Below are 19188 nucleotides of genomic sequence, written 5' to 3' on the forward strand. Positions count from 1 at the left end.
GCTTCGTCCGGACAAAAGCGCCATCTGACATTGCCGACATCGCCCAGGCGTTGCCTGCGCGGCGCTCTTGTCGCTCCCCGGAGGCTCAGGGGGCCGGAAATTTGTTTGGAACCTTCAGCCTGCATGCAGGTTTTTCCGTCGCAAGCCGCAGGGGCGGCACGAAATTCGAGAGGATCACGACGATGGGTAGCACCATGGACAAGGTCAAGGGCATGGCCAACGAGGCCACCGGCAACGTCAAGCAGGCCGCTGGCAAGGCGATGGACAAGCCCGAGCTCGAGGCCGAGGGCTTCGCTCAGGAGCGCAAGGGCGAGGCCCAGCAGGCGCTCGGCAAGGGCAAGGATGCCGTCAAGAAGGTGGTCGACAAGGCCTGATTTCGATCAGAGCTTGACCAAGAACGGGCCGCCGCGAGGCGGCCCGTTTTGCTGTGCATTCACGCCGATGTTCAATCCGGGTCGTCATCCCGGGCGCAGCGCAGCGTAGACCCGGGATGACGCCGAGGATGTTGGCCGGTCGCGGAGCGATTCAGGCCGCCCCGCCGATGCCGCCGAGGAAGTCCTTCACCCGGCCGAAGAAGCCGGCGGCCTCCGGATGCGTCGCGCCTGAGCTTTCGCGCTCGAATTCCAGCAGCAGCTCGCGCTGCCGGGCTGTCAGCTTCTGCGGCGTCTCGACCACGACCTGGATGTAGAGGTCGCCGGTCTCGCGCGAGCGCAGCACGCTCATGCCCTTGCCCTTGAGGCGGAACTGCTTGCCGGTCTGCGTGCCCTCGGGAACCTTCACCCTGGCCTGCTCGCCGGTCAGCGTCGGCACCTCGATCTCGCCGCCGAGCGCCGCCGATGTCAGGCCGAGCGGCACGCGGCAGAACAAATCGGCGCCGTCGCGCTGGAAGATGGCGTGCGGCGCGATCGAGAGGAAGATGTAGAGATCGCCCGCCGGTCCGCCGCGCAGGCCGGCCTCGCCCTCCCCGGCAAGCCGGATGCGGGTTCCATCCTCGACGCCGGCGGGGATGTTGACCGAGAGCGTGCGCTCGCGGGTGACGCGGCCGGCGCCCTGGCAGTTCTTGCAGGGATCGTCGATGATCTCGCCGCGGCCCGAGCAGGTCGGGCAGGTGCGTTCGACCGAGAAGAAGCCCTGGTTGGCGCGGACGCGGCCATGGCCGCCACAGGTCGGGCATTGCCGGGACTTCGAGCCGGGCTTGGCGCCGGTGCCGGAACAGACCTCGCAGGCGATGGAGGTCGGCACGCGGATCGAGGCGTTCTTGCCCGCAAACGCATCCTCCAGCCCGATTTCGAGGTTGTAGCGCAGATCGGCGCCGCGCTCGCGGCCGTTGGCCGCGCGCGGCCCGCCGCGTCCGCCGCGCTCGCCGAAGAAGGAATCGAAGATGTCCGACATGAAGTCGGAGAATTCGGGACCTTGCTGGCCGCCGCCGTGCTCGAAGGCGGCATGGCCATGACGGTCGTAGGCTGCGCGCTTCTGGCCGTCGGACAGAACCTGATAGGCCTCGTTCAGCTCCTTGAACTTGGCCTCGGCTGCCGTGTCGCCGGGGTGGCGGTCTGGATGGCAGCCCATGGCGAGCTTGCGGAAGGCGCTTTTCAGCTCCGTCTCGCTCGCGGTCTTCGAGACGCCGAGGATTTCGTAATAGTCGCGCTTGGACATCAAACAGCGGCCCCTTCGTTTCCCCGCAGCATCAGGATCGGGCTCAAGCCCGGCCAGGATGCGCAAGGAAACGAGAATGTTTCGTCACGACGCATTCCCGTAACGAGATGGCCGGGTCAAGCCCGGCCATGACGTCGTCATTGAAGAGAAGAGGGCTCAGGCGCTCTTCTTCTTGTCGCCCTTGTCGTCGCTGACGTCCTTGAAGTCGGCGTCGATGACGTCGTCCTTCTTGGCGTCGGCCGATTCCGGCTCGCCGTCGGCGGCACCTTCCGCCTGGCTGGCGGCATACATCGCCTCGCCGAGCTTCATCGAGGCCTGCATCACATCCGTGGTGCGCGACGCGATCGTCTCGGCATTGTCCTCAGCCAGCGCGGCCTTCAGCGCCTCGACGGCCGTCTCGATCGCGCCCTTGTCAGCGGCGGAGACCTTGTCGCCATAGTCCTTCAGCGACTTCTCGGTCGAGTGGACCAGGCTCTCGCCCTGGTTCCTGGCCTCGACCAGCTCGCGACGCTTCTTGTCCTCGGCGGCGTTGGCTTCCGCGTCCTTGACCATCTTCTGGATGTCGGCGTCGGAAAGACCACCCGACGCCTGGATCCGGATCTGCTGCTCCTTGTTGGTGGCCTTGTCCTTCGCCGTCACCGAGACGATGCCGTTGGCGTCAATGTCGAAGGTCACCTCGATCTGCGGCATGCCGCGAGGGGAGGGCGGGATGCCCATCAGGTCGAACTGGCCGAGCATCTTGTTGTCGGCCGCCATCTCGCGCTCGCCCTGGAAGACCCGGATCGTCACCGCGCCCTGATTGTCCTCGGCGGTGGAGAAGACCTGGCTCTTCTTGGTCGGGATCGTGGTGTTGCGGTCGATCAGGCGCGTGAACACGCCACCCAGCGTCTCGATGCCGAGCGACAGCGGGGTCACGTCGAGCAGCAGCACGTCCTTGACGTCGCCCTGCAGCACGCCGGCCTGGATCGCGGCGCCGATGGCGACGACCTCGTCGGGGTTGACGCCCTTATGCGGCTCCTTGCCGAAGAACTGCTTCACGACCTCCTGGACCTTCGGCATGCGGGTCATGCCACCGACGAGAACGACCTCATCGATCTGGCCCGCCGACAGGCCGGCATCCTTGAGCGCCTTGCGGCAGGGCTCGATGGTGCGCTGGACGAGATCGTCGACCAGGCTTTCGAACTTGGCGCGCGACAGCTTGATGGCGAGATGCTTCGGACCCGAGGCGTCCGCCGTGATGTAGGGCAGGTTGATCTCGGTCTGGGCCGTGGTCGACAGCTCGATCTTGGCCTTCTCGGCGGCTTCCTTCAGGCGCTGCAGCGCGAGCTTGTCCTTCTTCAGGTCGATGCCCTGCTCGCGCTTGAACTCGTCGGCGAGATACTCGACCAGGCGCATGTCGAAGTCTTCGCCGCCGAGGAAGGTGTCGCCATTGGTCGATTTGACCTCGAAGACGCCGTCGCCGATCTCGAGGATCGAGACGTCGAAGGTGCCGCCGCCGAGGTCATAGACCGCGATCGTGCCGGCCTGCTTCTTGTCGAGGCCATACGCTAGAGCGGCGGCCGTCGGCTCGTTGATAATGCGCAGCACCTCGAGGCCGGCGATGCGGCCGGCATCCTTGGTGGCCTGGCGCTGGGCGTCGTTGAAATAGGCCGGGACCGTGATGACGGCTTGGGTGACGGCGGCGCCGAGATAGGCTTCGGCCGTCTCCTTCATCTTGGTCAGCGTGAAGGCCGAGATCTGCGAGGGCGAATAGTCCTTGCCGTCGGCTTCGACCCAGGCATCGCCAGCGGACGACTTCTTGATCTTGTAGGGGACGAGATTCATGTCCTTCTGCGTCATCGGATCGTCGAACGGACGGCCGATCAGGCGCTTGATCGCGAAGAAGGTACGCTCCGGATTGGTGACCGCCTGGCGCTTGGCAGGCTGGCCGACCAGACGCTCGCCATCGTCGGTGATGGCGACGATCGACGGCGTGGTGCGCGCGCCTTCCGAGTTCTCGATGACTTTAGGCGTAGAGCCTTCCATGACCGCGACGCAGGAGTTGGTCGTGCCGAGGTCGATACCGATAACTTTACCCATGGAGGGGATCCCTTTTAAATTGAGCAGATCGCCGACCTGCGGCGCTTGGCGCCACCTGCCGGCCCATGGACCGGTTCGCCCCCGCCTGTTGCGGCGAACGAAACCGGCATTCCACGTTTGACGGTCGTGAAACCGCCCCTTGGCGGCGTATATAGTGAGGGTGTTCCTACCCTTGCAAGACAGGCGAGCCGATTAAGAACCGCAGGCGGCTCAGGTTTTCGGTGCCACGGCTGATGCTTGCGCATTGCTGGGCAGTGTTGCGAATGTGCCCTTGCGCGCCGGCTCGCGACATTTCATGCAAAAGCGGCTGTTACAGTTCAAAACTGGGCGCTTCGTGACCAACCAGACGCATCTTGCCATCCGCTTTGCCGTTCTGGCCCTCGCCGGCTGGTCGCAGGCCGCGCTTGCGCAGCCGCTGCAATTGCCAGGCGCGCAGCCCTTCAATGCGCCGGGCACGCAGCAGGCCGCGCCGCCCTCCACCGGCGGGCCGGCCATCCCCCGGGCGCCGTCGATGCCGGCGATCAAGGTTGCGGGCGAGGATGCCATCATCGGGCGCCCGCTGCGTCACAATGGCGGCCTGGGCGAGGCCACGTTCGAGAAGACCGCAGGCGGCTTCGGGCTGAAGCTCACCGTCGACGGTTTCCAGGCGAGCAATCTCGTCGAGCCCTGCGCCGTCTCCTTCGGCGAAACGCCGCTTCCGGTTGTCTCTCTGGGTCGCCCGGCCGGCGTGCCGCGCTATCGGCTCGAGGCTCCGATCTGCCCGATCGTCTTCGACGTGCTCGACGGCGCCTTCCTCGTGGTCGAGCCGGCGCAGCCCTGCGTGGTCGAGGCCGCCGCCTGCCGGATCGATCCACGCGGCCTGTGGGGGCCCGATGCGCGCACGCTGCCCGCGCGTGCCAAGGAGATCGAGGCTGCACGCGGCGTCGCCGAGCGGGCGGTGCGCGAGGGTTACCGCACCTTGACGGCCAAGGCGGACGCGGTCGATCAACGCACGATCGCCCGCGAACAGGCGAGTTTTTCCGCCGAGCGCGAACTGATCTGCCGCTCCTATCAGCGCGAGGGCCAGATCGGCTTCTGCGGCGCACGCCTGACCGAGGCCCGGGCCGCGTCGATCCGCGCCCGTCTCGGCATCACCACCGAACCGGCCAAGCCTGCCGCCAAGCCGAGGCCGCGCCCGGCTGCGCCACCGGCCGGAGCCGGGCCGTTGTCGCTGACGCCGCAATAGCCGGTCGCGCCCAGCCTGCCATCTTCGGGACGATCGCTGACAGCCAGGCCACACGCATTGCACGCAGGTCGGCGCTGCCCGAGAATGGCCGAGATCAGCGGCTATACCGGCTTTCAGTCTCACTGCCTTGTCATTGGTGCCTGCTGTCACGATAGGGCATCTGTAAGCGGCACGCGGCTTTTGAAAAGGACGATGCAAGGCATGGCTCCGGCATTCCGCAACGGCTTCTTGCGCAAAACGGGACTGGCGCTCGCGCTGCTGGCGCCAGGTCTTCTTGCGCCAGGTCTGCTGGCGTCTGGTCTTGCCGTCGCGGCCGAATCCGCCGCCGTGTCCACGCCTCGGGTCACGGTGACGCTGCTGTCGAGCCGCGACGCGGTGGCGCCGGGCGAACGCTTCCAGGTTGCGCTCGTCCAGAAAATGGCGCGCGGCTGGCACACCTACTGGCAGAATCCCGGCGATTCCGGCGAGGCGACCCGTATCAGTTGGACGCTGTCGCAAGGCGCGACCGCAGGCGAGATCCAATGGCCGGCACCGCATGCGATTCCGGTCGAGCCGCTGGTGAATTTCGGTTTCGAGGGCACTTTGCTGCTGCCGGTCGAGATCGCGGTGCCCCAAGATGCCAAACCCGGCGAGCGCCTGACGCTGACGGCCAACGCGACGTGGCTGGTCTGCGAGAAGATCTGCATTCCCGAGGAAGGCGCCTTCACGCTCGATCTGCCGGTCGCGGCGGCCGCGATCGTCGATGAGGCCGCGCAGGCGCCCATCGACGCGGCGCGCGCCGCGCTTCCGGCCCCGGCCGGCTTCAAGGGCACGCTCGCCGGCGATGGCGAAGCGCTCGCTTTGACGCTGCCGGGGCTTTCCGGCCCGCCGAGCGAGCTGCGCTTCTTTCCGCTCTCCGACACGCTGATCGACCATGCGGCCAAGCAGGATGCGTCGGCTGGCCCCGAGGGCACGGTGCTGCGGCTCGCCCGTTCCAACGCCTTCAAGATCACGAGCGGCGAGGTCGCCGGCGTCCTGACCTTCAAGGAGGGCGGTCTTGCCCGCTCGCTCAGCCTCGTGGCGACCGCCGATCCCGCGCTGGTCACCAGCGCTGCCGGCTCTGCCGACGCCCTGCGGCCCGCGGTGGTGCGCATCCCGCTGCCGGTCGAGGGCGCCGACCTGACGCTCTGGGCGGCGCTGGTCTTCGCCTTCGCCGGCGGGCTGATCCTCAACCTCATGCCCTGCGTGCTGCCGGTGCTCTTCATCAAGGCGCTGGGCTTCGCGCAGCTGGCGCGCGCCAGCCGCGCCGAGGTTCGCGAGCAGGGCCTGCTGTTCCTCGCCGGCGTGATCGTCACCTTCTTGGCCCTGGCCTCGATGGTCATGGCGTTTGCGGCCCTTGGGTCCAGCGTCGGCTGGGGCTTCCAGCTGCAATCGCCACCGCTGGTCATCGCGCTGGCGGTGGTGATGACGCTGATCGGCCTCAACCTGCTCGGTGCCTTCGAGATCGGCACCTCGGCGGCCGGCGTCGGCCATGGCCTCGCCAGCCGCGGCGGGCGGCTCGGAGCCTTCATGACCGGCGCTCTGGCAGTGGTTGTCGCGACGCCCTGCACCGCCCCCTTCATGGGCGCAGCCGTCGGCTATGCGGTGACACAGCCGCCGGCACTGGGTCTGGCCGTCTTCCTGGCCCTGGCGCTCGGCTTCGCGCTGCCGGTGGTGGCGCTGTCCTTCGCGCCCGGCCTGCTGCGCCTGCTGCCCAAGCCCGGCCGCTGGATGCTGATCCTGAAGCAGGCTTTCGCCTTCCCGATGTTCGCCACCGCGATCTGGCTGATCTGGGTCGCCTCGGTGCAGGCGGGTCCGGGCGGGGTCTTGGCGGCTCTCGTCGCCGTGCTGGCGGCGGGCTTCGTCGTCTGGCTGGTCGGAGTCACGCGCGACACGGGCCGCGGCCGGATCCTGTCCTCGGCGCTGGCCGTCCTCGTCGTCTTCGCGGCCGGCTGGTTCGTCGTCCAGAGCGCCGCGCCGGAGGCGACGACGGACGCCCGCGCGGGCGACATCCAGGCCTGGACACCCGAGCGCGTCGCGGCCTTGCAGGGCGAGGGGCGGCCCGTCTTCGTCAACTTCACCGCAGCCTGGTGCATCACCTGCCTCGCCAATGAGCGCGTCGCGCTCTCGCGCCAGGAGGTCAAGGACGCCTTCGCGGAGCTCAAGGTGAATTATCTCAAGGCCGACTGGACCAACCGCAACAGTCAGATCGCCCAGGCGCTGGCCGAGCAGGGCCGGGCCGGCGTGCCGCTCTATCTGTTCTATCCCGCCAGCAAGGGCGGCCAGCCCGAGGTACTGCCGCAACTGCTGACGCCGGACATGCTCGTCACCGCCGCCCGGCGCGCCGCCGGCAAGGAGTTGAAGACCGCTGCCCGCTGAAAACGTGATCCATGAAGCCCCGCGTGAAGCCCGAAGACAGGAGACAGTCGTGAAAGCCCATCTGACCCGCCAGACTTTCATCGCCGGCCTTGCCCTCGCCAGCCTTTCATTCGGCGCGACAGTCGCGCTCGCGCAAGGCTCAGCCAAGGTCGGCGCGCCCGCGCCTGTCTTCCAGGCCGTCGATGCCGACGGCAAGACACGCAGCCTCTCCGAATTCGCGGGCAAGACCGTGATCCTGGAATGGACCAATGCCGACTGCCCCTATGTCCGCAAGCATTACAACAGCGCCACCATGCAGACGCTGCAGAAGGACATGACCAGGGAGGGCGCAGTCTGGCTTTCGGTCGTGTCCTCGCCGGTCGGCGAGCAGGGCCATGTCGAGGGCCCGCAGGCCAAGGAGCTGACCGTGACGCGCGATGCGGCGCCCACAGCCGTGCTGCTGGACCCCGACAGCAAGGTCGCCCGCGCCTATGGCGCGACCACCACGCCGCACATATACATCATCGATCCCAAGGGCACGCTCGCCTATATGGGCGCGATCGACGACAAGCCCTCCTCCAACGCGGCCAGCCTCACCGGCGCCAAGAGCTATGTCCGGCAGGCGATGGCCGAACTCAAGGCCGGCAAGCCGGTCTCCGAAGCCGCGACGAAGGCCTATGGCTGCGCGGTGAAATACGCGCCGGTCTCGTAAGGGCCGGCGGCTTAGCCACGCGCGGGAGGCTCAGCGTCCCGCGCGGCGGAGGTCTTCGTTTCGAGCGCTACCCGATGATCGCCGCGTCACTTCGTGATCGCGTCGATCTCGGCCAGCTCTTCCGCCGTCAGCGCCCATTCGGCGGCCTTCACATTCGCCGCGATCTGCTCCGGCCTGGTGGCGCCCGCGATGACGCTGGAAATGATCGGCTGGGCTGCGAGCCATGAAAAGGCGAGTCCGACCAGGGTCTTAGCCCTAGCCTCGCAGAAGGCGGTGAGCTTCTCGGTCTTCTCCCAGTTGGCCTCGGTCAGGACCTCGGCGGCGCGCGGCGCCTCCCTGGTCATGCGCGCGCCTTCGGGCATCGGCGCATTGCGCTTGTATTTTCCGGTGAGCAGGCCGTTGGCGAGCGGGAAATAGGGCAGAAGGCCCATGCCGTAATGCGTGGCGGCCGGGATGAGATCCGATTCGGCGCCGCGCTTGAGCAGGCTGTATTCGTCCTGGGCCGAGGCGAAGCCGGTGACTCCGAGATCGCGCGCGCTCCAGGCCGCGTCGGCGATCTGCCAGGGCGCGAAATTCGAGCAGCCGATGTAGCGCACCTTGCCCTGGCTGATCAGGTCCTCAAGCGTCCGCAGCGTCTCCTCGACCGGCGTCAGCGGATCGAACCGGTGCATCTGGTAGAGGTCGATCCAGTCGGTCCTGAGCCGCCTCAGCGAGGCCTCGACCGCATTCATGATGTAACGGCGCGAACCGCCCTTCATCGTGCCCGCATCGTTCATGTCCATACCGAACTTGGTCGCCAGCACGATGTCCTTGCGGCGCGCGCCGAGCAGCGTGCCCAACACCGTCTCGGAGCCGCCGCGGTTGCCGTAGATATCGGCCGTGTCGAACAGGGTGATGCCATGCTCGATCGCCGCATCGACGACCTTGGCGGCCGCAGCGTCGTCGATCCGCCCACCGAAATTGTTGCAGCCGAGGCCGACGAGCGAAACGCGCAGGCCCGAGCGGCCGAGATTACGGAACTGCATGAAAGGCTCCTTCTGCCGAAGGCAGCACAGGACCAGAGGGCCGCCACCGCGGCAAGCGCTCGGATGGCCGGCACCACTGCTCGGCACGCAAGGCGCGCGCCGGCAGCGTCTCCCCTGCGAAGCGAGATGGTGCCGCTCCCGGGGATGTCTGCCGGGCTCACCGTTCAGGCGATCGACCGTGAGGCGATTGATCCAGCGCAAGATGGCGGCGGCACATTCGGGCACACTGCGCGATCACAACAACGAGCTGGAGACCACCATGCTCCCATCCATCAAGAGTGTTTTCGTCGCCTTCACGGAAGAGGGCCGCAGCGAGCACAGCAGCGCGCTGGCCTATGCCATGTCGCTGTCGCAGCAAGCGGGCGCGCATCTCACCTTGCAGGCGGCCTCGATGCGTTATGGCGTGCCAGGCTCCCTGGTCGGCGCCTTCGGCGCAGAGCTAATCAACCGCGAGAACCGCCGGATCAGCGAGCTTGCCGATGCGTTCGCGGACAAGGCCCGGGGGCGCGCGGACCTCGCCGGCGTGACCTGCATGATCGAGACACCCTCGCTGATCTACGCCAATCTCTGCGACCGCCTGCTCGCGCATGCGCGCGTCCATGACGTCAGCATACTCGATCTGGAAAAGGATCCGGTGCAGCGCGACCGGGGGTTGATCGAGGCGGCGCTGTTCGACAGCGGTCGACCGGTGGTGATCGTTCCGCCCGGCTGCGAGCAGTTCTCGGCCAAGCGCATCCTGATCGCCTGGGATGGCGGAACCTCGGCCGCGCGCACGGTGGGCGACGCGATGCCGTTCCTGAGGGAGGCCGACGAAGTCGAGATCCTGACCGTCAGCGGCGAGAAGGATTTGTCCAGCAGCCTCGGCGGCACCGACCTCGCACCGCATCTCGCGCGGCATGGCATCAAGGTCACGGTCCGCAACGTCGCGCTCACGCAGCCTGATGTCGCCAGCGAGATCCGGCAAGCGGCTGGGGCCTTCGGGGCGGATCTCGTCGTCTGCGGCGCCTACAAGCACTCGCGCCTGCGCGAATGGCTACTCGGCGGCGTGACGCAGTCGCTGCTGCGGGACAGCACCCTGCCGATGCTGATGAGCCACTGACACAGGCCAGGCTGCGCCGCCTCCGCGGGCCGGCCCGACCAACGACAAAGGGCGAGCCTTGCTGCTCGCCCTCGTGAATGCGATCGGCCCGTGGGGTCGATCAGGCGACTTCCTGCTTCATCTTCGACGAGCGCTTGCGCTCGTTGGGGTCGAGAACGCCCTTGCGCAGGCGGATCGACTTCGGGGTGACCTCGACCAACTCGTCATCGTCGATCCAGGCCAGCGACCGCTCCAGCGTCATGCGGATCGGCGGCGTCAGGCGCACGGCCTCGTCCTTGGAGGTGGTGCGGATGTTGGTGAGCTTCTTGCCCTTGAGCACGTTCACCTCGAGATCGTTCTCACGGGTGTGCTCGCCGACGATCATGCCCTGATAGACCTTCCAGCCGGGCTCGATCATCATCGGACCGCGATCCTCGAGGTTCCACAGCGCATATGCCACGGCTTCGCCGGTCTCCATCGCGATCAGCACACCGTTGCGGCGCCCGCCGATCTCGCCCTTGTAGGGCATATAGGCGTGGAACAGGCGGTTCATGATCGCGGTGCCGCGCGTGTCGGTCAGCAGTTCGCCCTGATAGCCGATCAGGCCGCGCGTCGGGGCGTGGAAGACCAGCCGCAGGCGATTGCCGCCGGAGGGACGCATCTCGAGCATGTCGGCCTTTCGCTCGGACATCTTCTGCACGACGACGCCGGAATGCTCCTCGTCGACGTCGATGATGACCTCCTCGATCGGCTCGAGCAGGGCGCCGTTCTCGTCACGGCGCAGCACGACGCGCGGACGCGAAACGCCGAGCTCGAAGCCCTCGCGGCGCATCTGCTCGATCAGGATCGCGAGCTGCAATTCGCCGCGGCCCGAGACGATGTAGCTGTCCTTGTCGGTCGATTCCTCGATCTTCAGCGCGACATTGCCCTCGGCCTCCTTGAGGAGCCGGTCGCGGATGACGCGGGTGGTGACCTTGTCGCCCTCGGTGCCGGCGAGAGGCGAATCATTGACCATGAAGGTCATCGACACCGTCGGCGGATCGATCGGCTGGGCCTTGATCGGGGTCTCGACGGAGGGGTCGCAGAAGGTATCGGCGACGGAGCCCTTCACCAGGCCGGCAATGGAGACGATGTCGCCGGGGATGGCTTCCTCGATCGGCGTACGCTCGAGACCACGGAAGGCGAGAATCTTGGTGATGCGGCCGCTCTCGACCAGCGTGCCGTCGCCCGAGAGCACCTTGATCTGCTGGTTCGGCTTGGCCGAACCCGAGACGACGCGGCCGGTGATGATGCGGCCGAGATAGGGGTTGGCTTCCAGAAGCGTCCCGAGCATGCGGAACGGACCTTCCTCGATGCGCGGCTCGGGCACATGGCTGAGGATCAGGTCGTACATCGGGGCGAGGCCCTGGTCCTGCGGACCGGCCGGGTCATGGGCCATCCAGCCCTGCTTGCCCGAACCGTAGAGGATCGGGAAATCGAGCTGCTCGTCATTGGCGTCGAGCGCGGCGAAGAGGTCGAAGACCTCGTTGATGACTTCGGTGACGCGGGCGTCGGGCTTGTCGACCTTGTTGATCGCCACGATGGGGCGCAGGCCGAGCTTCAGGGCCTTGGAGACCACGAACTTGGTCTGCGGCATCGGACCCTCGGCCGCATCGACCAGCACGATGGCCGAATCGACCATGTTCAGGATGCGCTCGACCTCGCCGCCGAAATCGGCGTGGCCTGGGGTGTCGACGATGTTGATGCGGACATCCTTCCAGACGACCGAGGTCGCTTTGGCGAGAATGGTGATGCCGCGCTCCTTCTCCAGCTCGTTGGAGTCCATCACGCGCTCGATGACGCGCTGGTTGTCGCGGTAGGTGCCGGACTGCTGCAGGAGCTTGTCGACGAGCGTGGTCTTGCCGTGGTCGACGTGGGCGATGATGGCGATATTGCGCATGGACATGCGGGCAGGGGCCTTTTTCATGGCCACAAGCCGGCGAGGATCGAAGCCCTGCCGGCGCAGCCCGTTCTCGAGGAAAACTGGAATTCGCTGCGCTGCACATAAACGTTGACGGGCGTTCCGGCAACCATGCACCGCGATTTTGACCACCACAGGGTGAATCAGGCCGTCAGCCTCGCGCGTCGGCAGCCTTGCCAGCCGTCCATGACAGTCCGAAGGCGATCGGCAGCCACAGGAAGAAATAGTGCATGTTCACGAAGGAAAACGGGTTGGGGAGGTCCGAACCCATATAGCCGAAGCTGAAGATCAGCATGCTGGCGCAGAAGAAGGACAGGCTTGGGTCGATGCGTTCGAGATGCCGGCAATAGGCGAAAACCAGCATGAGGGCCGCGATCACAGCCGGAATGCCGAAGAACATCGCCGTGCCGAACAGGCCGTTATGGGCATGCACCAGAACCGGATCGTCGAAGCGGAAGATCGGCGTCAGGCCGAAAACCGGACGCTGCCCGACGAGTTCGACCACCGTGGCCCAAATCTGCATGCGGGCCGAGGGGCGGCAGAAATTCATGGCATCGGTGCAGATCAATGATCTCAGCCAGGGGTCGAGCACGATCAAGGCCGTGATCGCGCCCCAGGCCAGCATCGCCACCATGAAAAGGCGCCATCCAGTTGCCCGACAGGGCAGGAGCATCGCGGCGAAAGCGATCAGCGCGGCCAGGATCGGCCCCCGGCTCTGGGTCATCGCCACCACGACGAGAATCGGCAGGATGGCGCAGGCCACCAAGGCGATGAGCTGTCCTGAGCGAGGGCGCGGCGCGTCCTTCCACAGCACGACCGCCGCGATCAGGGCGACGCAGAGCCCGCCGGCGGCCGGAATCGGATTGCCGGCCCGGCCGAGCGGCATCAGCCGCTCGCTGAAGGCCAACCCGGCGGAGACATGCAGCACCAGCGTCAGCACGGAACTCAGGGCGGCAGCGGCCAGCAACGCGCCGCAGATGAAACGCAGCCCGCAGCAGGCCAGGAGCCGACGCCCGGCGAGCAGGACGAGCGCCAGCAAAGCGAAGCTCGCCAGCGCCTCGCCGGCCGGGCCAGGCGCCGCGCGGTTGACCACCAGCCCCAGCGCCGTCCACGCGGCAAGCCCGCCGATCGCGGCCAGCCCAAGCATCAGGGCGCGCGGCAGGCGTTCGCGCAGCAGGGTCGGATCGCTGAGCACGATCATCACCAGCCCCGCGATCATCAGCTTGGCGGAGGTGTTCTTGGCGATCAGATAGGCGGCGGACAGCAGCAGCGCGAAGCCCGCGACGCAGATCGCGTCACGCCCGACGAAGCGCGGCAGCCGCGCCGATATGAGAGGAAGCGCCATGCTCAGGCGCCGACACCGTTGAGGGCGACCGTCACCGATGCGGATTCCGCGGCAGCGATGATGGCCTCGGCCGCGGCGACCGGGTCGATCGCGAAGGACTGCTTGGCGCCTTCCGGGCCGCCCAGGATCGGGACCAGATCCGCCCCGCCCTCGCCCGACCAATGCAGCACGACGCTCTTACGGGCGTTTTCCGCCATCAGTTCGACCACGACGGCACCGGGTTTGCTGAAGATCGTGTTGACCAGCGCCGCGCCATGGACGGCGGCGACGACATCGGCGCCCGCAACCGCAGCGACCTGCTCGGCATGGTTGTTCCAGGCTGGCTCAAAGATCCGGAAGCCGGCCTTTTCGAGGAGCGCGACCAGTTCGTCCTCGCCGGCGACCACGCGCAGGCGGTGGCCACGACGCCTGAGATAGAGCCGCGAGGCGGCGGGCGGTGGCGGCTGATCGGCATAGGCCGCATCGAAAATGGCGCGCGCGGTGCCGATCGCCTGCGGCACGCCGTAGATGCGCTCGATATTGGGGCAATGGCTGCGCGCATAGAGATAGCGGTCGGTCGCGACATGCTGCGTCGGCTTCAGCACGAGCTGGCGGATCGGATAGCCGAGCGCCTTCAGCCCCTTGAGAAACGCCGTGACCAGCGGCGGATGGCCGGCCGTGACCACGACCGTCTCCTCCTGCCTGTCGATGGCCCCAATGCGGACGGCTTCGCAGATCGGCATCAGAACGTCGGTCAGCAGGTGGGTGTAGTGGAACACCGGCGGGATCGCGATGCAGCGCGCCTTCACCTCGATCCGGTTCAGGCCGATCGGCGCGGGATAGCAGAAGGCCCAGCGCGCCTTGCCCTGCTGGCCGAGCGAAATCTGGCTGCCTGTGGCGGCATCGGCCGGCGTGATCGTATGGCCGGGGATCACCACGCCGCTGATCTCCGCGATCATGGTGCGGGTCGTGTCCAGGGCGCAGGCTGTCTCCAGCGGGTTCATCACGTCGACATTGTATTGCGAGACGACGGCCAGGGCGGCCGCGTGCTCGGGCTCGTAGAGATGGTGCCGGTGGCTCTGGTCGCTGATCACGCGCACGCGCTCGGTAGGCCAGACGAAATCCGGAAAGAAGCCGGCAGCGCGGCGCAGCGCGGGATGCCAGCCGAGCAGGGCGTTGCTGAGCCTGAATGCATGCGGCTTCATGTCGAGCAGGCGGTTCAGGAAAGTGTGGTGCCGAGCCAAGCAGGTCTCCCGCGGATTGTTCGTCTCGTCCGGCGAAAGCCTTGGGGCCAAAAGCCTTTGGGGCGGCTCGCATGCAGGGCGTCAGAGGCCGGAGGTCGTGGCCCTGATCTTCGCCTCGATGACAGCACGGCTAACCTGATCGAAGACCAAGCGGTAAGCAGCTATGGCGGATGAATCAAGATCGCCCTGTCCGAAATCGCTGAGCACCTCGAGCAGGATCGCATCGGCCTGCGCGCGGCAGAGGTCGAGCGTCTCGACGTCGGAGGTCCCGCGGATCACAGGCAGCAGGGCCAGAAGCTGGTCGAGCCCCATCATCGCCCGCTTGCGCCGCGCGGCGCTTTCGCGGCCGAGCAGCCCGGCCGCGCCGGTGCCCAGCAGGGACAGCCCCATCACGCCGAGATAGAACCAGTCGCCATAGCGCTCGAAGAAGGTCTTCTGCTCACCGTCGATGAAGGCGGCGGCGCCGGCATGCACCGGCAGCGGCGAGTCCTTGTCGGTCGCGGGCGTCTCCAGCCCCTGGATTTGCGGCAATTCGGCCGCGAGCGTCACACGCAGCGCCAGCAGGGCGCTCACGAGGCTGCCGACGATGTCCTCGTCGAGATCCTGGGAGGCGACCAGACGCGAGGTGATCGCGATCGTCGGCAGGTTTTCCGCTGGCCGGGGCGGATCGCCACCGAGCGCGCCCCTCACGATCTCGCCGGTTTCGATGGCGCGGACCCGCGCGGCCAGCGCATCGGCTTCACGGATCGGGATCAGCACGGGATCCTCGCCCCAGGCCGAGCGCAGTCGGCTGGCGCCGTCGCCGCTGGAGCGGGCGCCGACCGCGTTGATCGAAAAGAAGGCGTCGATGCGCCGTTCCTTGGCCGCGGGAACCACCTCATCTGGCGTCAGGCCGACGATGGTGACCTCGTCTTGCCCGACCTCGTATTGCGCCAGCACCAGCTTCAGCAGCGCGATATTGCCTGCGGGATTGCGCACCACGCCGACCCGGCGGCCGCGCAGGTCCGCGATGCGACCGATGGCGCTGTCCTTGTCGGTGATCAGGAAGGGGAAGGAGCGGCGCGTGATCAGCGCCGTATCGGCCTTGGCCGGCAGGGCGATGTCGGGGCGGACGATGGCGAGTTCGGCGTCGCCGTCATCGACCTTCTTCGCGCTCTCTTCGGACCCCTCGGTGAGGATGAGCCTGAGCCTGATCTGGGATTTCTCGCGGTTCAGCCCCTGGACGAAACCCGCCGCCATGCGGGCATCCTCGGAGCTGATCGGGCCGACCGCGAGGCGCAGCGTCCGCGGCTGGCTGACGACGTAGAAAACCGCTGCGGTGATGCCGGACAGCGCCAGCAGACCCGCCAGGATGGTGAAGCCGCGTCGCCCCTTGCCGAACAATCCGCCCCGCCCTGCTTTGCCGCGGCCCATCGCCGTGACGCCCCAGCATTGCTTCGCCTGCCATCATGTCGCAAGTGCGGCGCGTCTCGCGTTCATGCTATGGCGACGCCATGAACCCAGCCTTCGCGCCCCTCACGATCAAGATCTGCGGCCTGTCGACGCCGGAGACGCTGCGCGCTGCGCTCGACGCAGGCGCGGACATGGTCGGCCTCGTCTTCCATCCGAAAAGCCCGCGCTTCGTCACGACGGCGCGCGCGGCCGAACTCGCGGCCATGGCGCGCGGACGGGCTGAAATCGTGGCGCTCATCGTCGATCGCGATGTCGGCGAGACCCGCGCACTCACCGAGGCGCTGAAGCCCGACTGGCTGCAATTGCACGGGCAGGAGACGCCGGAGCAGGTCGCGGCCATCAAGACCGCGACGGGCCTGCGCGTGATGAAGGCGCTCGGCGTGGGCGGGGCGCATGATCTTGCCGCGATCGCGGCCTATCAGGGCATCGCCGATCGCATCCTGCTCGATGCCAAGCCTCCCAAGGACGCCGCCTATCCCGGCGGACATGGCAGGCCGTTCGACTGGGGGCTGCTGGCCGCGCTCGACCCGGCTTTGGGCTTCATGCTATCGGGCGGGCTCGACCCGGCGAATGTCGCCCAGGCCATCGCCATGGCGAGGCCGTGGGGCATCGACGTTTCGTCGGGGGTCGAAAGCGCGCCGGGCGTCAAGGATATCGGCGCGATCAGGGATTTCGTCGCCGCGGCACGGGCCGCGTCGGCAGCAGCGACAGCAGAGGCAGGCCGGACATGAACGCGCCCCAGACCCCCAACACCTACCGCACCGGCCCCGATGAGAACGGCCGCTTCGGCATGTTCGGGGGCCGCTTCGTCGCCGAGACGCTGATGCCGCTCGTTTTGTCGCTGGAGCAGGCCTACGAGGCCGCCAAGGTCGATCCAAGCTTCCAGAAGGATATGGCGAGCTTCCTCAAGCACTATATCGGCCGGCCCTCGCCGCTCTATTTCGCCGAACGCATGACGGAGCATCTCGGCGGCGCGAAGATCTATTTCAAGCGCGACGAGCTGAACCACACCGGCGCGCACAAGGTGAACAACGTGCTCGGCCAGATCCTGCTGGCGCGCCGCATGGGCAAGAAGCGCATCATCGCCGAGACCGGCGCCGGCCAGCACGGCGTCGCCACCGCGACGCTGTGTGCCCGCTTCGGGCTGGAATGCATCGTCTATATGGGCGCCGTCGACGTCTCCCGGCAGGCGAGCAACGTCTTCCGCATGAAGATGCTGGGAGCGAGCGTCGTGCCCGTCGAATCCGGCACCAAGACGCTCAAGGACGCGATGAACGAAGCGCTGCGCGACTGGGTGACCAATGTCGCAACCACGTTCTACTGCATCGGCACGGCGGCCGGCCCGCATCCCTATCCCGCCATGGTCCGCGATTTCCAATCCGTCATCGGCAACGAGACCCGGGAGCAGATGCAGGAGGCCGAAGGGCGCCTGCCGGATTCGCTGATCGCCGCGATCGGCGGCGGCTCGAATGCGATCGGCCTGTTCCATCCCTTCCTGGACGATCCGTCAGTGAGGATGTGGGGCGTCGAGGCCGCGGGCCACGGCCTCTCGACCGCCCAGCATGCGGCGTCGCTGACCGGCGGGCGGCCCGGCGTGCTGCATGGCAACCGGACCTATCTGCTGATGGACGATGACGGGCAGATCAAGGACGCGCATTCGATCTCGGCGGGGCTCGACTATCCCGGCATCGGCCCCGAGCATGCCTGGCTGCATGATTCCGGCCGCGTCAGCTATATCTCGGCGACCGACCAGGAGGCGCTGGACGCGTTCCAGCTCTGCTCCAAGCTCGAGGGCATCATCCCGGCGCTGGAGCCGGCCCATGCGCTGGCCAAGGTGATCGAATTGGCGCCGAAGCTGCCGAAGGACCACCTGATGGTGATGAATCTCTGCGGTCGCGGCGACAAGGACATTCCTCAGGTCGCCGAGATTCTTGGCGGAATGTGACCGGACACGTCGTCCGCAACGCAGAATATCGCCCCCCCCTCTCGACTCTCCGCGGCAAACCGGCAACCATGGGTTGTCCCGGCCCTGCCGGTCCGGGGCCGTTGTGTTGCGTGGGGCGGGACCGGGCCATTGGGGGGCAGCGGGGGCGACGGGCATTTCGACGAGCGCGGCGAGGCCTCGGGCGGCCTGCCGGTGGAGATCGCTTTTCTGTCGCGCCACGGCGTCGCGCCATCCGGCCTCGCCTTGGTCGCGCAACGCGCCGGCCGCAACGGCACCGAGCCTGCCCGGGAGCTCCTGGCACTCGGCCTGATCAACGAGGACGGCTTCTATCGCGCCTTCGCCGCAGAGCTCGACCTGCCTTTCCATGCCGGCGACTTCGACCTCGTTTCGGGCGGCGACTATGGCGCGATCCTGCGCGGGGGCATCGCGCCCGTCACTGGCGATGCCACGCCGAGCCTGCGCTTCATCCTGGCGCCCGAGGGGCCGGCGCTGCGCCGGATGCTGGAGGCCGGTCCGCGACAGCGCAACGATATCGCCGTCGTCACGCCGCGACGCTTCGGCGAGGCACTTCGACGTGCCAATGCTGCGACGCTCGCCATCCGCGCGGCCAATCTCGACACAGCGGGGCTGGCGCGCGACAGCGCCCGCACCGGCACCAGCCGCGGCCAGCGCATCACGGCCGCCATCGCGGCGGCGGGCACGGCAACAGGCGGGGTCTTCGCACCGCTGGAGACGTTCTTTTCCGTCGCGCTTTTGCTCGGGCCGGTGTTCCTCGGCCTGATCCTGCTGCGCCTGGCGGCGGCGATCGAGCGGCCCGCCCCCGATCTCTGGCGCCAGCAGCGCTGGCGCGTCGATGACAGCCGCCTGCCGGTCTACACCGTCGCCGTGCCGCTTTATCGGGAAGAGGCGGTGCTGCGCCAGATGCTGCGCGCCCTGTCTGCGCTCGACTATCCGGCATTAGGTAGCAAACTCACCCGCTGAGAATCCCAACAATCTCAGGGTTCAAGTGAGAACATACACAGAAAATTGGATCTCAGAGAATTTGGAGCTTCACAGAGAATGTGCGGTGACGTAGGTAAGGTGTCATGAGCACAGACCTCACATTGATTCGA

Annotated in this window: 15 protein-coding genes; 8 read left to right on the forward strand and 7 right to left on the reverse strand. The window is 67.3% G+C overall.

Going from position 1 to position 19188, the window contains the following annotated elements; all coding sequences use genetic code 11:
• Positions 1 to 182 precede the first annotated feature (182 nt).
• Complete coding sequence (locus tag AE618_RS18270; protein ID WP_054210530.1) at positions 183 to 374, forward strand: CsbD family protein; 192 nt, start codon at positions 183 to 185, stop codon at positions 372 to 374.
• A 151-nt stretch (positions 375 to 525) separates the two neighbouring features.
• On the opposite strand, the gene dnaJ is transcribed toward AE618_RS18270, so the two are convergent.
• Positions 526 to 1656 (reverse strand): molecular chaperone DnaJ, encoded by a 1131-nt coding sequence (gene dnaJ / locus AE618_RS18275; protein WP_054210458.1) that lies wholly within the window; start codon positions 1654 to 1656, stop codon positions 526 to 528.
• Between the two features lie 156 nt (positions 1657 to 1812).
• Complete coding sequence (dnaK, locus tag AE618_RS18280) at positions 1813 to 3735, reverse strand: molecular chaperone DnaK (protein ID WP_054210459.1); 1923 nt, start codon at positions 3733 to 3735, stop codon at positions 1813 to 1815.
• A 334-nt stretch (positions 3736 to 4069) separates the two neighbouring features.
• Here dnaK and AE618_RS18285 point away from each other — a divergent pair, with 334 nt between their 5' ends.
• The 3 genes from AE618_RS18285 to AE618_RS18295 all read left to right on the forward strand — a co-directional run bounded on the left by AE618_RS18285 (position 4070) and on the right by AE618_RS18295 (position 8048).
• Complete coding sequence (locus AE618_RS18285) at positions 4070 to 4960, forward strand: hypothetical protein (RefSeq protein WP_156330330.1); 891 nt, start codon at positions 4070 to 4072, stop codon at positions 4958 to 4960.
• A gap of 201 nt (positions 4961 to 5161) precedes the next feature.
• A complete protein-coding gene (locus AE618_RS18290) occupies positions 5162 to 7357 on the forward strand; it encodes a protein-disulfide reductase DsbD family protein (protein WP_082365386.1) in 2196 nt (731 codons plus the stop codon).
• 49 nt (positions 7358 to 7406) lie between these two features.
• Positions 7407 to 8048 carry a thioredoxin family protein gene (locus AE618_RS18295; RefSeq protein WP_156330331.1) on the forward strand — a complete coding sequence of 214 codons (642 nt, stop codon included), beginning with the start codon at positions 7407 to 7409 and terminating at the stop codon, positions 8046 to 8048.
• A gap of 86 nt (positions 8049 to 8134) precedes the next feature.
• Here AE618_RS18295 and AE618_RS18300 read toward each other — a convergent pair whose 3' ends face one another.
• Positions 8135 to 9073: an aldo/keto reductase gene (locus AE618_RS18300; RefSeq protein ID WP_054210462.1), complete on the reverse strand. Its 939-nt coding sequence runs from the start codon at positions 9071 to 9073 to the stop codon at positions 8135 to 8137.
• A 178-nt stretch (positions 9074 to 9251) separates the two neighbouring features.
• Between AE618_RS18300 and AE618_RS18305 the strand changes: the two genes are divergently transcribed.
• Positions 9252 to 10172, forward strand: a complete 921-nt coding sequence (locus AE618_RS18305; protein WP_248310932.1) for a universal stress protein — start codon at positions 9252 to 9254, stop codon at positions 10170 to 10172.
• A 100-nt stretch (positions 10173 to 10272) separates the two neighbouring features.
• On the opposite strand, the gene typA is transcribed toward AE618_RS18305, so the two are convergent.
• The 4 genes from typA to AE618_RS18325 all read right to left on the reverse strand — a co-directional run bounded on the left by typA (position 10273) and on the right by AE618_RS18325 (position 16092).
• Positions 10273 to 12096 carry a translational GTPase TypA gene (typA, locus tag AE618_RS18310; RefSeq protein WP_054210463.1) on the reverse strand — a complete coding sequence of 608 codons (1824 nt, stop codon included), beginning with the start codon at positions 12094 to 12096 and terminating at the stop codon, positions 10273 to 10275.
• 166 nt (positions 12097 to 12262) lie between these two features.
• Positions 12263 to 13456, reverse strand: coding sequence for an O-antigen ligase family protein (locus AE618_RS18315; RefSeq protein WP_054210464.1), 1194 nt, complete (start codon positions 13454 to 13456; stop codon positions 12263 to 12265).
• A gap of 2 nt (positions 13457 to 13458) precedes the next feature.
• Complete coding sequence (locus AE618_RS18320) at positions 13459 to 14679, reverse strand: glycosyltransferase 61 family protein (protein WP_156330332.1); 1221 nt, start codon at positions 14677 to 14679, stop codon at positions 13459 to 13461.
• An 81-nt stretch (positions 14680 to 14760) separates the two neighbouring features.
• The gene (locus AE618_RS18325) at positions 14761 to 16092 is read right to left on the reverse strand and encodes a TAXI family TRAP transporter solute-binding subunit (protein WP_054210466.1); all 1332 of its coding nucleotides are present in this window, start codon (positions 16090 to 16092) and stop codon (positions 14761 to 14763) included.
• An 80-nt stretch (positions 16093 to 16172) separates the two neighbouring features.
• Between AE618_RS18325 and AE618_RS18330 the strand changes: the two genes are divergently transcribed.
• From AE618_RS18330 to AE618_RS18340, 3 genes are all read left to right on the forward strand, one after another.
• Positions 16173 to 16862, forward strand: coding sequence for a phosphoribosylanthranilate isomerase (locus tag AE618_RS18330; RefSeq protein WP_054210533.1), 690 nt, complete (start codon positions 16173 to 16175; stop codon positions 16860 to 16862).
• Positions 16859 to 18076, forward strand: a complete 1218-nt coding sequence (trpB, locus tag AE618_RS18335; RefSeq protein ID WP_054210467.1) for a tryptophan synthase subunit beta — start codon at positions 16859 to 16861, stop codon at positions 18074 to 18076. Before AE618_RS18330 ends, trpB begins: the two co-directional genes overlap by 4 nt.
• A gap of 129 nt (positions 18077 to 18205) precedes the next feature.
• Positions 18206 to 19057, forward strand: a complete 852-nt coding sequence (locus tag AE618_RS18340; protein ID WP_054210468.1) for a hypothetical protein — start codon at positions 18206 to 18208, stop codon at positions 19055 to 19057.
• Positions 19058 to 19188: the final 131 nt, after the last annotated feature.

The sequence above is a fragment of the Allobosea vaviloviae genome, from assembly GCF_001298265.1.
In the GTDB taxonomy this organism is placed as follows: Bacteria; Pseudomonadota; Alphaproteobacteria; order Rhizobiales; family Beijerinckiaceae; genus Allobosea; species Allobosea vaviloviae_B.